Below are 15,107 nucleotides of genomic sequence, written 5' to 3' on the forward strand. Positions count from 1 at the left end.
CGTAGATGACACAGTAATAATATGTATATACATATTATGTATTACATTACAAAATAATCAGAGACTTAAAAAATGGCGCGCACAGGCATCTCTCAATTTGACGTTGAAAAAGCATATAAATCATTGACTTCACAGGGTGTAAATAACCCATCAATTGATGCAATACGAGCTGAGCTGGGTAACACTGGCTCCAAAACCACCATCTCAAAATACCTCAAAGACATTAAAAAGACCCGTACTAACGGTACACTCACCGAGGTCAAAGTCTCCGACGCCATTGGGCACCTGGTAAGCCAGCTTGCTGCCAGGCTCAACGCTGAAGCGAATAAAACCATTGAAGACATGGAGCAAGCCTTTGATAAAGAGCGTAAGTCTTGGAATCAAGAAAAGTCAGGACTTGAGGAGTCGTTAAGCCAAGCCACAGAGCAAAATAAAGCTCTAAGTGATAACATTCACTCACTACAGGCGAAGCTCAATACTGCCAGCCGTGAGAGTGAGCAACTGAACACTGAGTTGCAAGGTATTCAAAGTGACTTGAAAGAACTTACAGCTGTTTGTGGACAAAAAGATGAACGAATTATCGATCTGGAGAAGAGTCTGCAACACAGTTATGACAACTTGAGCCACTTCCGCGAATCCGCTAAAGAACAGCGTGATCAACAAGAGCGCAAGCACGCTGAAGAAGTGTCGGGATTGCGAGCAGAGCAGCGAAAGCTGGGGCAAACCATTGCCTCTCAACAGTCAGAACTCACGCAGTTGAACCGTCAGAACGCTGAGCTAATCACCGAAAAGCGGTTGTTGGCCAAGTCACAGCGCGAACTTCAAAACTCATTAAAAGCGTTAACTGAACAGGTGCAGTCAGCCAGTACTGACAGAGAGGAGCTACTAGCGCAACTTGATGCTATAACCAAAGAAAACAATGAGCTAAACACTTCCGTTGTTCAGCTAGAGCATGAGGTTGAGGAATTGAAATCGCCCGAGAAACTCGCAAAAAAACAGGAAGTAGCCAAGTCTAAAAGCTAGCCTTTAAGTGTACTAGCTCAGACCTGATCTGACAGTTACCCGTTTCACGGTGCCAGTGTCAGATTAGCTTTGAGCTAAGTTCTTCTCAGCCCAAATCTGCTTCCCATCGGTTAATGTTTCCATTGGCGTTCTGCCGCAGCACATTTTGCCCTGATGAGTCCTTCCATTGTTGTAGTATTCCAGCCACTCGTCCAGATCTTTCTGTAATGCTTCCAGCGAGTCATAGAGCTTTTTGCGGAAGGTGACCTGATAGAATTCATTCAGGATGGTTTTGTGGAATCGCTCACAGATCCCATTGGTTTGCGGATGTCGCGCCTTGGTTTTTGTGTGGTCGATATCGTTGATGGCTAAGTAGAGCTGATAATCATGCTGTTCCACTTTGCCACAATATTCTGTGCCCCTGTCTGTCAGAATCCGCAGCATGGGCAGCTCCTGAGCCTCAAAGAACGGCAACACTCTGTCGTTGAGGATGTCGGCCGAGGTGATTGGCGTTTTGGTCGTGTAGAGCTTGGCGAACGCAATTTTACTGTAGGTATCAACGAAGGTTTGCTGGTAAATGCGGCCGACACCTTTGAGGTTGCCGACGTAGAAGGTATCTTGCGAGCCTAGATAGCCGGGATGGTGTGTTTCAATCTCACCGCAGGCCTCATCATCCTGCTTTTTCTTCTCAAGCGCGGCAACCTGCTCATCGGTCAAAATGATGCCTTCGCTTTCAACTTTGGCTTCCAGTGCGGCAAGTCGCTTTTTGAAGTTTTCCAGATTATGTCTGAGCCATATCGAGCGAACACCGCTGCCTGAAACGAACACGCCTGCTTTACGCAGCTCATTACTTGTTCTGGCTTGACCGTGAGCGGGAAACTCAATGGCGTGAGCTATGACAGCTTGTTCGGTCTGCTCATCGACCCTGTTCTTGAGATTAGGTGTGCGTCTTGAACGGTTAATCAGCGAATCAACACCGCCTTCTTCAACCAACTCCTGATACCGATAAAACGTGTCACGAGACACGCCCATCACTTTGCAGGCCTTCGATACATTGCCCAGCTCTTCAGCCAGATTTAACAGTCCTGCTTTGTGTTTGATGATTGGATTGCTAGTATGCAACATGAGAGTTACCTATTTTGTTTTGATTAAAGATTCGACACCTTTATCAAAACGGGTAACTCTCATCTTTTCAAGAAGAAGTGTCAGATTAAGTCGAGACTAATTCACCTATACTATCAGAAACGGCTTATCGTATTGACCTTCCTGGCACCGAAAATCTTCGTTTAAGCTAAATCACTTTACCCCATTTCAATTTTTTTTGCTGGGAGGGGCCCACCAGCGGTAGCAAGGGAATGTTCCACATTACAAAACATGCCTCTTAAAAACTGATCTTCAGAGCTATAGCGGTTCTGGTTCCCTTCTTTATACTTTTTATTGTGGTTTAACGCCACCTCCTGTCATTACCCCTTCAACCTATCTGTAAGGGGCTATATAAAGGAATAAAGAATGTCCAACTATACCTCGATTTCACTTGAAGAGCTAAATGTAACCCAATGCGCAGCTGTCGGCGCGGGTACCCTGACACTACGTTGTTGCTCTGTAGATATCAGCATTATGACACTTAGCTGGGATGGGTTTGAAATAACAATCGGTGCCGATTTTAATGCCGGTTATGGTAAGTTTCGGGGCTCGGCCTATAACCGTCTGTAAATCGTCTCGCTTGAGGTTGCCGGTGTTTGCATTAATGGCGCTAACTACCCTATTTACGGTATACGTAGTGCACGTTTGGCTATGTGTAAGCGCCTATATTCAGGAGCTACGTCGCCGCTCTTATGCTGTACTACTGGCTACTTTGTTGTTTCTTGCTAACGCTACCCTCAGCGGGGCGCTAGCACCGAATAATGCCCAACTGTTACAGCATGTAAATTATACGGGCGCCTTCATTATGGGGTTTTACGAAGAATGTGTGAAGGCTGGCTGCCTTTTGTTGTACTGCACTTATCTTCACCATACCGCACTGCTCAATATCCCTTTCCGGGATACAGCTATATGGCCCTTTACGCTTTTTATTGCATTGCTTGAAACCAGCAAGGTGTTTTTTTCACCCATAGTGACCACGCTAACGTATCTTGCGGTTATGCCTTTAGCCCAGGTATCGGTTTATACTGTTCCTGCTATATCTTACTTTTCTGCAACGGGATTAACCTTACTCGGGTTTATCGCGCTTTGCCGAATCGCCAACCATTTTCTGTTTACCTGGTGTTTCATCGCTTTTTGGCAGGCGCAGAAGAAAGCCTATTCCTTAATGCTAGCCGCAGCCCATGGCGCATTGAATATCGCCGCCCTGTACATTGCAGTGCATTATAATAGTAAAGCAACTGATGTAACTGTAGCAATGCACCTAACCCTTGTGGTGATGACTTATGCGGCCACAGCTGCAATTATGCTATACGTGACCCGCCGTATACGCACAGCATAGATAACCGCTAAATTGATAACCGCTAAAGAGCCCAGGGCAAGAAAGCTTAAATAAAAACTCAGCATAATCCTGCTAAGTGTCTTGCGGGGCAGTTAATCAAATCAGTGAAATCGTTGGGGGCTGAAGGGTGCTTTTTCTCGCCGCAAAGCCACAATCTGACACACCTTTTGGCTAATGAGCAGCAGGTAAACCGCTCTCCTGTAAAATACCAATGTAGTACATCAAATAAGTTCAATAACGTCGTCATGAGCACAGAAACTCATTGCAGATTCAACGAGTATCTGTCCCACTGCCTTTTCATGCGCATGTTAAATTTTCAGCTGATGGAATGAGTGTCTACCCTACATATTGCATTAACATTGAGTGGACTTCCCAGATTTTGCTAGGCAGTATCAGCAGTTACGTCTGCCCCAGTTACGGGGCATGAGCCTTTTACTGTGAAGACAAAGTAACTTTCTCAATGGTATTTGCTTCAATATCTTCATCAGTGAAGTAAATATCTCGCAATGTGGGTTGCTCAGAATACAATCTGGTTTGATCTAAGAAGTGTTCACTTCCAAATTGTCGAGACTGTGAGTACGTCAATATACCCCGCCCTTGTGGACCTTCATCAGTAAAACTAATCACCATTGCCCAACTGGTTCCATAATTGATGTGGTAGCCGTTAGCCTCTGCACTCATAATGGTATTGTCGTTTACTGGCTCATAGCGATGTCTTGGAAGCAGCGTCTCATCACGACCTCTGATGCTATCAAATACATTGAAACCACCTTCAATGTTGTGTGCACCACCCCACGGTAGTTTTTCGCCCGACGGGGTGCCATCAGGTAAGCTGCGCTCTACAAACTGAACCTCACCTAATGTGGTATCAAAAGCAACGCCAGCTTGGTCAATTACCTGCACTGCTTTTGCCAATTGTTGCAAGGTGGTTTCGTTTTGTTCTAAACCTGAAGGCGTTGTGACTGGAGCATCAGCAGAAAAGGGCACTTCCCACTGTGGCGCCAGGTTAAATTGAAAGGCAAATTCTCTAAACACGTGTGCGCCAACACTTGATGTGTTCATGGTGCTATCCCATACGGCAAGAGCATCACATGCATCGGAAATATCTACATCTTCTCCATCCACATTTACCGGAACGTTGCCTTGCTCAGCGCAGGTTTGTAAAAGAGTAGGTAAAATGTCTTCGGCAAGATAACTGCGGTTGTTGAACAATAGGCCTTCTACCTCTTGTGGAGTAAAAGTTCCATCGCTGCCTGCTTCAGTTTCAATGAATTTTTGCCCCATTCTTGAGCGTAATGATTGTTGATTTTCAGTATTACCGTACAGCGGATTCACGCCGGTTATCGGAGAGGATAAGTTCGTTAACCAAAAGCTATCGTTTGAATTTTGTACCGAATCGGTACCCTCGTATTTTGGTGCTTCTTCATATGGAACAGGCCCATCAAAATCAAATTGTGAGCTAAGCCCGGGCAGCACGGTAAAGCCTGCCGCCGCTTTGGTTTGAATAAGACGCTGATTGGTCGCTAATTCATTGATGGCCGCTTCTTTGAGGTTTGGTACGGTTGAGTCGTCGATATAAAAAACCTGGCCATCGCTTGAAGCCGCCATCGTATTGTTAAAGATCACGCCATCATAATCTTTAAATGCTTGCTTAAACTCGTCCATAGACGACGCCATGTTCATAGCAAGCCAGTGATCGACCACATCAAAATTAGGTAAGTTCGCATCTTTAATGGCAAACGCACTTTCACTATCCCACTCAAAATTACCTGGTATTTCTATCATTGGTCCATAATTGGTGTAATAAGAGGTTTTGTTGAGCGCTATAGTCTCACCATCACCAACAGCAACGTCGATTTGCAATGGTTTTTCATAAATTGTTGTTTTATTGCCGTCTACCACGTGGCTCATTCCAGATGCATCATCTTCATCCAGGGTTAATTGATATACAACAATATGTTCGGCTGTTGAAAAAGTGTGCGTCCAGGCGACATTCTCATTGAACCCGATATTTACGGCGCCAGGTAATCCCATCAATGAGCTACCCGTCACGTTTAGATAATCTGGAATTTGTGCATGGAAGTTCCAAAAACGTAAGTTCCCCGTATGAGGAAAGTGTGGATTACCCAACACCATGCCCTTCCCGTTAGTGGTTTTATCACTCCCTAATCCCCATCCATTTGACCCCATTTCCTGAGGATTTTTTTCTGGCAGCGTCACAGATGGCGTCATTTTGAACATTTTACCTGGTACATTAGACCTGTTTTTCGCAGATGCAGTTTGTCTTGACGCAGCCGATGCCGGGGTTGGTAGGTAATTTTCGCCTTCAGGCGCTGCCAGAAACATGGGCCCTAAAAAGTTAGATGCGCCGGGTAACAAAGCAACGCCTAGAGAATAGGTAAGCAAATCTACGCTATCGATAGGTTGAACCCACGGCTGGCCTGCACAGCTTTGATCCTGATCTTCTATTGGAGTTTCACTTAAATACCGGTTGTAGCCAGCTGCGTACCCTTGAAACATAGCTTGCGAATTATCTGACAGGCCGGGTAAATTATCTTCGGCCAAATCACGAATACCTAGAGTGAGAAACCCAAAGTCGTTAATAAGATGCTGTGAGTCCCCACTGCCTGGCAGCAGGTCGGGTCCGAAATACTTTGCGCGCTGAGAATTGTATTTCAAAATTTGATCAGCAAGAACACACATGTTGTCTCTGGCAAACGCGTAGCCTACCCCATAAGCCATACTTTCAAGATTATCGGCTTTGACATGAGGCACACCGTAGGTGGTCCATGTGATATCAGCATTTAACGTACCATCGCTATCAAAAGCCGGCACGGGTCCGGTTACTATTGGCGATGATGGCGGCGTGCCTTCACCTTGCTCATCTGAAGCGTCGCTTTCATTGTCACCACACCCTACTAGACAGGCGGCAATAGAAAGTGCGAGTAACGTCCGTGTAGGATAGGTACCTTTCGTGATTCTCATTGATAGTTTCCTTGTGAGTAAATCCAAAAGCGACTAATTGCTTCGTCAATAGCTATAACACGCTATCAATATTTACATTACGTTAACAAATTAATCACCCAAACAACATAAGCACGTGAAAAGAATTCGACTTGCTCCGGCTTTGCTATTGCAAGGTATATTTATGACTGCAGATTTATTGATGACTGGTATGAAATTAGCGTACAAGAAAAGTATGTTGTAACGTGCCGCTGCATTGTTACTATAATGGCAGGAACTAGCAGGATAGAGTAACAAATAGGACAGATACAGCCGCGCAAATAAAGCCGATTAGCTTGGGAGGGGCGAAGAAAAGAAAGAGTGACTGTCCTATCTATTTGCACTTCTTTGCTAATGCGCTACAGATAAACCGCTAAAGGTAAATTTTTCCATGTAGTACCTACAATAAACTGGAAAACTTTGTCATGGAGCAAAGCTGCTTGTTGCAGATTCAATGAATGACTGTACCATTGACTTTCTGACGAATTTGAAAAGTAACTGTCCTATGTTTTTTAGTCACTTATCTTTTCTTATTCAACCGTATTTGAAATCAGTTGATGACTCACCATTCTGTAAAATCGTTAATGTAAAAGCATTCCACCTTCCACCGGTATGTAGGTACATTTCATTTTGTAAGTCAAATATTAAGTCGGACACAATCCAGTCGGGATCATCAAGCAACAGGTTGCTCCGTCTCCCATCATATACTGAATAGAACTCTTGGCCTACAGACTCATCTTCCAAATCCAATTCAAAATTACATACTAACTTGTGATATTTATAATTATAACTCTCAATCATAATATTCGCTAGCTTGTTTAATATCTCTATCTGCTTTTCCATAGTATTCATATCAGTCCAAAAAGAAGGACAGTCACTTATTTGTATTGCAGGTATAACGAGTGACTGTCCTATGTTTCGTTGTCGTTAATCATTGTAACTAGATACTTCTTTCTTTAAAATTTGGTATCCCCTTTCCGAGGATAAATAAAGATAAAAATTATCCTTAATTGCAATATAAGGCGTACCATCTTCTTTTGGCATATTCCATCCATCAAGCAAGAATGGAGGTGCATCAATTAATGCTCCAAGCTTTTTCACATCTTCAGCAATAGTTTCTAAATTACGCATAATCACTCCTTAACTTCCCTTAAATATTTGTTGTCAATTAGCCATTGAATATTTACTCTATCAGAAAAATCAGGAAGAATTTGAGTACCACCACCCTCCTTACCAAATGCTGGAGCGATCCTACCCTCCTTTGCGGGGAGTGGCTTCAATACTTCAAAACGATGGTGCTCTCGAACAGTTTCTGCTGGACCTAAAGCACAGGACAAGTAGACAGTCACTTTCTTTGCTTTGAATTACCTCTGCATACGTTAAAGCTGAGTGACTGTCCTATATTTTTTAACTATCAATTAAAGGTACAATTTTATTTAAAAAATCATCAAAACTTCTAGCTATTTGGAAACTTAATAATTTTTCAGTCTCTATAAAAATCACTGTCGGATCATCTTTGTTTTCTCGAAAATCCAGAGCAATCCAGGTATGGCCATCACCCTCAAGAGCAATTATTTGCTTTTCAACTCCCCATTCAAATGCTGCTTGAGCTGTATATAAAATCCCCTCAGAATTACTTTTATCGCTAGAAATACCCGCAATACTGTTTATACCCCAAAATCCTTCTCCTAGATAAAAATCTAACTCTTCTGGAACATCATTACTTAGTAACACCTGATACTCTTGATCAAAGTAGCCCCCGTTCCACTTTTTCATTAATGAAATATAAGACTCTGGGAGCTTGACTCCTAGTACTATCTCAACTTCTTCGATAAGGCTAACCGTTACTTCCGGATTTTCCGATTTCAATTTTTTCACATTTAATGACATTGCTACTTACCTTGTTTTAATCCGCCTTGACCAATATGTCTAACTGCACTGTGGATGTCTTTCGAAATTAACTGCATATTCCCGCTATCAGCATTGTGGTGCCAAGTAAAATTGTTAATTGAAGAAGAGCCTGACTTTATTTTTTTCAACTGCTCCAGCGTGAATTGCGTGGCATCGACTTTGCCAGAATTTATAGCATCTCTCAAATCACGAGTAGCCTGTCTCATCTGCGCTTGGTAATTAAGTGACGTGTCGATATTAGTAGTATATTTTGCGTAATCATCGAAGATAGGCAATCCGCGTTCATGGGGAGCAAACCAGGACAGTCACTTTCTTTGCTTTGAATTACCTCTGTATACGTTAACGTTGATTGACTGTCCTATATATCCCGCTCTCAACGAATACATTGCCCGGCAGGCCAACAAAGAAGATGGTTATACCGGGCATTTAAGGGAAGGACGGTTTAAGTCCCAGGCGTCATTGTTAAGAGAAATGCTAGGAGTGACTGTCCTGTATATTTCGCTGTATATTTTTTGAATGAGCAACTAAAAATACGATGAGCCGAATAACAATCGACAATCGGCTCAATAATAGATTTCTAAAGGCTACTTTTGAGCCGAATAATGATTTATAATCGGCTCAATTATCGAAATCATTGAGTATCACCCTATGTACATCTGGCAAAAATCGGACTGGCCACACTTTCGATACGACAGTAAAACACTTGGACCGTTATTGAAACAAGTGCGTCTGTTACAAGGAAAACTCACCGGCCATGCCGAACACCTTAACCACCAAGGTGCGCTCGAAACGCAGATCAACACGCTGGTACAGGAGGCCATCCAAACGAGTGCCATTGAGGGTGAAACATTAAATGTATCTTCGGTTCGCTCATCGGCTGCCCGGCGGTTAGGTTTGGATAACTCTGGTATTGAGCCGGGCAGCGAAGGAACGGACCAGCTGGTGGCGATGCTGGCAGACGCCGTAGCGCAAGTCGATACTCCCTTAACTCAGCAAACGCTATTTGACTGGCAGGCCAGCTTATTTCCTACCCGGCCACTGTTCATGCCAAAAGAAGCGATTATAGGCGGGTTGCGTGAAGATCAGCCCGACCACCCCATGGTTGTGGCCTCGCGAAGAGGCAGCCGTGAGATCATTCACTTTGAAGCGCCGTCCAGCGACCTGCTACCGTATGAGGTGAACGCTTTCCTGAACTGGTTTAACCATGAGTCACAGGACATAGATGGGCTACTGCGAGCCGCGCTGGCTCATTTGTGGCTGATTACGCTGCATCCCTTTTCAGACGGGAATGGCCGGGTCACCCGCGCCGTGGCTGACCGCGCACTGGCACAGGATGAACATAACAGCGTACGGTTCTACAGTATGAGCGCGGCTATCATGCGCCACCGCAGCAGCTACTACGATGCGCTGGAGTCTACACAAAAAGGCAGCCTTGAGGTGACGGCGTGGCTTCAGTGGTTTTTAAAAGTACTGGCCGAAGCGGTACAACGCAGCATCGCCCAGTTCCAGCGTACTTTGGACAAAGCCCGGTTCTGGCAGGTGTTTCAGGATGTCGGTTTAAATGACAGGCAATGTAAGGTCATCAACAGGCTATTTGATGCAGCGCCTGATGAGTTTGAGCACGGGATCAATGCCGGTAAATACAAAAGCATTGCTTCGACAAGTAAAGCCACCGCCACCCGTGACCTAGCGGCGCTGGTGGAGTTAGGTTGCCTTGTGCAACTGCCCGGCGGTGGACGCAGTACGCGGTATGACCTGAACCTTGACCTGGCCGGTGTTAAGTAGCCGGCAAACGGACAAACGAATAGGACAGTCACATCCCCTCGGTCTTGGTGTAATGACCTTCTTTATCAGTTTACACATACCATTTCGAGATTCAACGAGTGACTGTCCTATATATTATTACTTCGCTAAGTTTTGTAGGTTGTCGGCGGCTGTTGTGGTGGCAGAGCAAATAAGGACTGAATCGCCACTACTAACCTAGACACTTCCCAGTCGTTCTTCGTAACGATTTTCATAATCTACTGGTGACAGTAGATTATTGGAACCATGTTTTCGTTTACTGTTATAAAACATCTCGATGTAATCGAAGATGTCGCTTCTTGCATCATCTCGGGTTGAGTAGACCTTTTTCTTAATTCGCTCCCGCTTCAGCAACTGCATGCTGCCTTCCAGCCCATTTGATTTTAAAAAGGCCTGCCAGTCGTGACTGGTATACTGACTTCCCTGATCAGAGTGGACTGTGGCTTGCTGTTTGGGATTACGCCGCCAGACAGCCATAAGTAATGCATTGAGTACGATATCCTTGGTAATGCGCTGATGCATCGACCAGCCCACCACTTTGCGTGAGAACAGGTCGACGACGACTGCAAGGTACAGCCAACCCTCGTGCGTTCTGACATGCGTTATATCTGTTACCCATGCGTCATCCGGTGCAACGGGATTAAATTCACGATTGAGGCGGTTGGGCACTACGATATGGCTCTCACCATTGCGATGCCTGGGTTTCCGGTAGCCGACCTGAGCACGTAAGCCTTCTCCACGCATTAAACGGTGGACACGATTGATACCGCAGCGCTCGCCAATATCTCTTAAGTCAGAGTGGATTTTGCGATAGCCATACACACCACCAGACTCCAGCCAGAACTGCTTTATCAGACCAGTAACTCGCTGATTGGCTTTGTCTTGCTTCGAGTGAGGTTACTTGCGCCAGGCATAATAACCGCTAGGATGAACGTTGAGCATCCGGCACAACCATCTGACAGGCCAACAGTTGCTTTCGTCCCTGATAAAGGCGTACCTCAGTCGGACTCTTTTGCGAAGTACGCCGCTGTAAGTTCAAGTGAACATCGCAACACCCCTTTCAATCATGTGTGACGGTGTTTTAAATTTCAATGTTTTTCTTGGTCGTTCATTTAGTTGAGTTGCGACTTCACTGAGTCGTTCTTGTGAGTGCAATGATAGATCCGTCTTTTTAGGGAAGTATTGTCGAATAAGGCTATTAGTGTTTTCATTCGTACCTCGTTGCCATGGACATTGCGGATCGCAGAAGTAAACTGGCATGCCAAATTCAGCTGTTAAAACGCTATGTTTAGCCAGTTCCATTCCTCTATCCCAAGTAAGCGATTTGCGGTATTTAGAAGGCATTTTTTTAAACACCGCTAATAATGCCGTATTCACCGAATCAGCGTCTTTTCCTGCTAACTTCAAGATGATTGTGAAACGCGATTTCCGGTCTACCAATGTGGCAATATGAGTGTTTTTAGAGCCGGTTACTAAGTCGCCTTCCCAGTGGCCGAGGGAACGTCGATTATCGATATGTTTAGAGCGTTCGTGAATTGAAATGCCGTTAACTATATTGATGGAGCCTCTGTCACCTTTACGGCTATGAAAGCGACTGTGTCGCATAGGCCGTTTTCTTCGTAAATGCTCAGTCAACGAGTGATGAATGATATTCCTTGCCCTAACGTATAATGACTTATAAATGGTTTCGTGTGATACCTGCATTTTCTTACGCCGAGAATACTCGACACTTAACCAACCAGATATTTGCTCTGGCGACCACTTCAACTCTAGCTTCTCTATAACCAGCTTTCTCAGCTCAGGGTATTGTTCTAAGACACCAGGCTTTGGCCGCTTAGCCATTCGTTTTGCACGGTTATCAGCATCAACTGCTTTGTAATATCTACGCCCTCTATTTCTGGCGATTTCACGTGATATTGTCGAGGGAGAGCGACCTAGTTGTTTAGCTATCGCTCTAATGCTCATCTTTGCAGACAATGAAACGCGGATTTCCTCGCGTTCTGAAAGAGTTAAGTGGGAAATATTACGATGCCTTGATCTAGGTTTAATGCCACCATCTTCACGTAAAATTGTGAATACTGATCCCGGCTTTGCCTCAATGATACGGCCAATATCGCTGAACCCAGCGCCTTGCTTCCATAAATCGAAAACAAGTGTTTGCTCATCTTGAGTAAATGTACGTTTTATTCGCTTCATCCAAAGTCCTCATGCAAATCAGTATTTTAGTATAACTGTTGCATTGACCACTTGAATCTACAGCGGCTTTTTTTAATATATCCCGCTCTTCAGTAGCCCGCTTCAGCTCTTTTTGTAGTCGCTTGATTTCGGCTTGAGCGTCAGTCAGTTCGTTGTGCTTCGTGGAATCAGGGCCATATTTCTTAACCCAGGCATAAAGGCTATGAGTCGTGACATCGAGACGTTTGGCAACATCTGCGACGCAATGACCACGGTCAACAACCTGTTTAACCGCTTCTTGCTTGAATTCTTCTGGATAGTGACCAACCAGGACAGTTACTTTCCCTACCAAAATACAGTTGGGAGCTGGGCCAGCTTCTGCATAATTAGAACATGCTTTTCTCTTAGTCTTTCAAACGCAATGCCCAGACCTCGTTAATCCCTTATCAATTTATCTGATACGCCCTATTATCATTGCGTATCCCGGTGCGTACGCCGCGCATTTTTATGTGGTAAAGATAAGCTCACCGGTAAGAGTTACGAACATCGTCGTCAGTGGGTCGAAGACAGAATACTTTTTCTGTCTGATATTTTTTGCGTGGATGTCTGTGCCTATGCCGTCATGAGCAACCATACCCATGTAGTGTTACGCATCAATAAACAAAAAGCGGATGTGTTATCAACCAAAGAGGTGATTAGACGCTGGCATAAGTTATACAAAGGGATGTTGTTAGCTCAGCGCTATATCAACCCGGCTGAGAGCAATGCACTGTCTGAGGCTGAAGTGGAAACCGTAAGGAATCTCGCCGAGGTTTATCGTCACCGCCTGTTTGATATCAGCTGGTTCATGCGGTTGCTCAATGAATATATTGCCCGGCAGGCCAATAAGGAAGACGGTTGTACCGGTCATTTTTGGGAGGGACGATTTAAATCACAGGCGTTACTGGATGAGGCAGCTTTAGCAGCCTGTATGGCTTACGTTGATTTGAATCCGGTTCGCGCATGTCTGGCAGGCACTCCTGAAGACTCAGCGCATACCAGCATACAACAACGTCTCATCGCTGCTAAAAACCAATATCAGCCTGGTCATCTATTGCCATTTGCAGAAAATTCATCTGAAAACATATCCGATAGACTCCCTTTTCGGCTGGAAGACTATATCGCCCTGGTCGAGTTAACCGGACGTCACTTTCACCCTAACAAGCGAGGTAAAATTGATGATGACGCCAGCCCTATTCTTTCCCGTGTCGGGCTGGAACAGACTGACTGGAATGCATTAGTGAGTGGAATTGAAACTGAATTTAACACCACCATCAGCCTTGAAAAGCTCATGGCGCAGCGCAACAAAAGCCTAAGATACAACTCCGCATAACCACTTTAGTTTTTCTCCACCCTATCTATCATAACATTCACACCTACTGATGCTTAGCGATGCTCTGCCCCATCTCAAATAACTATTGCTGCAAGCAAGTACTAGGTTTAGCGCTGTCATTAGACGAACAACTGTTAAAAGAAATTTGAAAACTTGTATAACTGGACTGAACAACGAATTGTATAACAAATTTGGAGAGTGACTGTCCTATTTGAATTCTCTTTCTTAGATCCAGCGTCCTCATTAATTCAACAGAAGGCATTGTATCAGGGGGGTACGATATTGTGGATTGCCCCCACTATCCACCCCAGACTGTTCAATAACCTTTGATTGGTTCGGCGAAAGGCCTGCGTTACCTGTTTTTACTTCAACAGAGCAAATAGGACAGTCACAGCAGCGTAAATAGAGCTGCTTATAGCCTAGAAAGAGCGAATAACTCTCAGAAGGTATGTCGCTATTTTAGGGGAGGTTTACACCAGCATTTGCTCGTTTTCTTAAACATATAAATATCCTTTTAATAATATAAAAGACACCGCAACATTTCTTTTCGGCTACCGATTACATACCTAAACTGTATACAATCAGCGTTACTTTAATATCACCTATGGATATATCTCAACTGCCTTTAAGGTCAAAAATAGGTTTAAGCTGTGTTGAAAGAGGAATTAGTGAATATTACCCATGGCAGTCATATGGTAAGGCCCTTCAAAAATTTATAAGGTTTGACTGCTAACTGGTCTTCATTATCGTTGCCATTTGAATGACATTCTTGATTAGAAAACAGGTTTTACTGACTCGATGGTATAGCTATAAAAAGCTAATATACCTTGAGCACGTTAAAGGCTGCATTATAGATAATTAAAGGGTGTGGGTGTACACAAAGAAATGGTGCCCGGGGCCGGACTTGAACCGGCACGCTGTTACCAGCGAGGGATTTTAAATCCCTTGTGTCTACCAATTTCACCACCCGGGCTTAGAGGGTTGGTCTTTCGACCTGGTTATTGCCTGGTAAAAGCAATTGGAGGCGGAACCCGGAGTCGAACCGAGATACACGGATTTGCAATCCGCTGCATAGCCATTCTGCCATTCCGCCAATTTAATACCGTAACAAAAATAATGTTTATTTCTGCTACTACAAACTTCGTAAAGTTTGGAGCGGGAAACGAGATGCGTAACTGGCAACCACGTTGTCGCGACCGTCGCGAAACATAATTAAACCGTACGCTACATGTTTTCCACATACTTCGTAAAGTTTGGAGCGGGAAACGAGATTCGAACTCGCGACCCCAACCTTGGCAAGGTTGTGCTCTACCAACTGAGCTATTCCCGCACATCTTTTGCGTTCGAGCCTCGAAGGTA

The 15,107-nt window shown here is 44.5% G+C and carries 13 protein-coding genes, 3 tRNA genes and 3 pseudogenes; 6 read left to right on the top strand and 13 right to left on the bottom strand.

Annotation, left to right across the window (positions count from 1 at the left end; genetic code table 11):
• Positions 1 to 72 precede the first annotated feature (72 nt).
• Entirely contained in the window at positions 73 to 1,023 is a 951-nt protein-coding gene (locus D0Y50_RS10490) for a DNA-binding protein (protein ID WP_018624881.1), read from the top strand.
• 63 nt (positions 1,024 to 1,086) lie between these two features.
• Here D0Y50_RS10490 and D0Y50_RS10495 read toward each other — a convergent pair whose 3' ends face one another.
• A complete protein-coding gene (locus tag D0Y50_RS10495; protein ID WP_117315792.1) occupies positions 1,087 to 2,127 on the bottom strand; it encodes an IS481 family transposase in 1,041 nt (346 codons plus the stop codon).
• A gap of 384 nt (positions 2,128 to 2,511) precedes the next feature.
• On the opposite strand from D0Y50_RS10495, the gene D0Y50_RS10500 reads away from it, so the two are divergent.
• Complete coding sequence (locus D0Y50_RS10500) at positions 2,512 to 2,715, top strand: hypothetical protein (protein ID WP_108568093.1); 204 nt, start codon at positions 2,512 to 2,514, stop codon at positions 2,713 to 2,715.
• Positions 2,716 to 2,749: 34 nt separating this feature from the next.
• Positions 2,750 to 3,484 (top strand): hypothetical protein, encoded by a 735-nt coding sequence (locus D0Y50_RS10505; RefSeq protein ID WP_108568094.1) that lies wholly within the window; start codon positions 2,750 to 2,752, stop codon positions 3,482 to 3,484.
• Positions 3,485 to 3,916: 432 nt separating this feature from the next.
• Here D0Y50_RS10505 and D0Y50_RS10510 read toward each other — a convergent pair whose 3' ends face one another.
• The 6 genes from D0Y50_RS10510 to D0Y50_RS10535 form a co-directional block, all read right to left on the bottom strand.
• Positions 3,917 to 6,469, bottom strand: a complete 2,553-nt coding sequence (locus tag D0Y50_RS10510) for an acylase (RefSeq protein ID WP_117316902.1) — start codon at positions 6,467 to 6,469, stop codon at positions 3,917 to 3,919.
• 552 nt (positions 6,470 to 7,021) lie between these two features.
• Positions 7,022 to 7,330, bottom strand: coding sequence for a hypothetical protein (locus D0Y50_RS10515; RefSeq protein ID WP_170145487.1), 309 nt, complete (start codon positions 7,328 to 7,330; stop codon positions 7,022 to 7,024).
• Positions 7,331 to 7,414: 84 nt separating this feature from the next.
• Positions 7,415 to 7,618, bottom strand: coding sequence for a hypothetical protein (locus tag D0Y50_RS10520; RefSeq protein WP_117316905.1), 204 nt, complete (start codon positions 7,616 to 7,618; stop codon positions 7,415 to 7,417).
• 2 nt (positions 7,619 to 7,620) lie between these two features.
• Positions 7,621 to 7,836, bottom strand: a complete 216-nt coding sequence (locus D0Y50_RS20040) for a TNT domain-containing protein (protein ID WP_170145488.1) — start codon at positions 7,834 to 7,836, stop codon at positions 7,621 to 7,623.
• Positions 7,837 to 7,894: 58 nt separating this feature from the next.
• Positions 7,895 to 8,377, bottom strand: coding sequence for an SMI1/KNR4 family protein (locus D0Y50_RS10530; RefSeq protein WP_117316907.1), 483 nt, complete (start codon positions 8,375 to 8,377; stop codon positions 7,895 to 7,897).
• 2 nt (positions 8,378 to 8,379) lie between these two features.
• Positions 8,380 to 8,673: an HNH endonuclease gene (locus tag D0Y50_RS10535; protein WP_218023532.1), complete on the bottom strand. Its 294-nt coding sequence runs from the start codon at positions 8,671 to 8,673 to the stop codon at positions 8,380 to 8,382.
• Positions 8,674 to 8,770: 97 nt separating this feature from the next.
• Here D0Y50_RS10535 and D0Y50_RS19775 point away from each other — a divergent pair.
• Together D0Y50_RS19775 and D0Y50_RS10545 are read left to right on the top strand one after the other, a co-directional pair.
• A pseudogene (locus tag D0Y50_RS19775) lies at positions 8,771 to 8,902 on the top strand (transposase); the annotation flags it as partial.
• A gap of 144 nt (positions 8,903 to 9,046) precedes the next feature.
• Positions 9,047 to 10,183: a Fic family protein gene (locus D0Y50_RS10545; protein ID WP_117316909.1), complete on the top strand. Its 1,137-nt coding sequence runs from the start codon at positions 9,047 to 9,049 to the stop codon at positions 10,181 to 10,183.
• A 195-nt stretch (positions 10,184 to 10,378) separates the two neighbouring features.
• On the opposite strand, the pseudogene D0Y50_RS10550 reads toward D0Y50_RS10545, so the two are convergent.
• From D0Y50_RS10550 to D0Y50_RS10560, 3 genes and pseudogenes are all read right to left on the bottom strand, one after another.
• Positions 10,379 to 11,227, bottom strand: a pseudogene (locus tag D0Y50_RS10550) (IS3 family transposase); the annotation flags it as partial.
• Positions 11,228 to 11,236: 9 nt separating this feature from the next.
• Positions 11,237 to 12,388 (bottom strand): IS30 family transposase, encoded by a 1,152-nt coding sequence (locus tag D0Y50_RS10555; protein ID WP_117318575.1) that lies wholly within the window; start codon positions 12,386 to 12,388, stop codon positions 11,237 to 11,239.
• Between the two features lie 73 nt (positions 12,389 to 12,461).
• A pseudogene (locus D0Y50_RS10560) lies at positions 12,462 to 12,707 on the bottom strand (transposase); the annotation flags it as partial.
• Between the two features lie 291 nt (positions 12,708 to 12,998).
• Between D0Y50_RS10560 and D0Y50_RS10565 the strand changes: the two are divergent.
• Positions 12,999 to 13,748 (top strand): transposase, encoded by a 750-nt coding sequence (locus D0Y50_RS10565; RefSeq protein WP_408640654.1) that lies wholly within the window; start codon positions 12,999 to 13,001, stop codon positions 13,746 to 13,748.
• 886 nt (positions 13,749 to 14,634) lie between these two features.
• Here the strand turns inward: D0Y50_RS10565 and D0Y50_RS10570 are convergent.
• The 3 genes from D0Y50_RS10570 to D0Y50_RS10580 form a co-directional block, all read right to left on the bottom strand.
• A tRNA-Leu gene (locus tag D0Y50_RS10570) sits at positions 14,635 to 14,721 on the bottom strand.
• 46 nt (positions 14,722 to 14,767) lie between these two features.
• Positions 14,768 to 14,841: transfer RNA gene (locus D0Y50_RS10575), tRNA-Cys, on the bottom strand.
• 161 nt (positions 14,842 to 15,002) lie between these two features.
• Positions 15,003 to 15,078: transfer RNA gene (locus D0Y50_RS10580), tRNA-Gly, on the bottom strand.
• Positions 15,079 to 15,107: the final 29 nt, after the last annotated feature.

This window comes from Salinimonas sediminis (assembly GCF_003429285.1).
GTDB lineage: Bacteria > Pseudomonadota > Gammaproteobacteria > Enterobacterales > Alteromonadaceae > Alteromonas > Alteromonas indica.

Coding starts and splice junctions, on each gene's coding strand:
- D0Y50_RS10490 (WP_018624881.1), top strand. CDS start 73: ATGGCGCGCACAGGCATCTCTCAATTTGACGTTGAAAAAGCATATAAA.
- D0Y50_RS10495 (WP_117315792.1), bottom strand. CDS start 2,127: ATGTTGCATACTAGCAATCCAATCATCAAACACAAAGCAGGACTGTTA.
- D0Y50_RS10500 (WP_108568093.1), top strand. CDS start 2,512: ATGTCCAACTATACCTCGATTTCACTTGAAGAGCTAAATGTAACCCAA.
- D0Y50_RS10505 (WP_108568094.1), top strand. CDS start 2,750: ATGGCGCTAACTACCCTATTTACGGTATACGTAGTGCACGTTTGGCTA.
- D0Y50_RS10510 (WP_117316902.1), bottom strand. CDS start 6,469: ATGAGAATCACGAAAGGTACCTATCCTACACGGACGTTACTCGCACTT.
- D0Y50_RS10515 (WP_170145487.1), bottom strand. CDS start 7,330: ATGGAAAAGCAGATAGAGATATTAAACAAGCTAGCGAATATTATGATT.
- D0Y50_RS10520 (WP_117316905.1), bottom strand. CDS start 7,618: ATGCGTAATTTAGAAACTATTGCTGAAGATGTGAAAAAGCTTGGAGCA.
- D0Y50_RS10530 (WP_117316907.1), bottom strand. CDS start 8,377: ATGTCATTAAATGTGAAAAAATTGAAATCGGAAAATCCGGAAGTAACG.
- D0Y50_RS10545 (WP_117316909.1), top strand. CDS start 9,047: ATGTACATCTGGCAAAAATCGGACTGGCCACACTTTCGATACGACAGT.
- D0Y50_RS10565 (WP_408640654.1), top strand. CDS start 12,999: ATGAGCAACCATACCCATGTAGTGTTACGCATCAATAAACAAAAAGCG.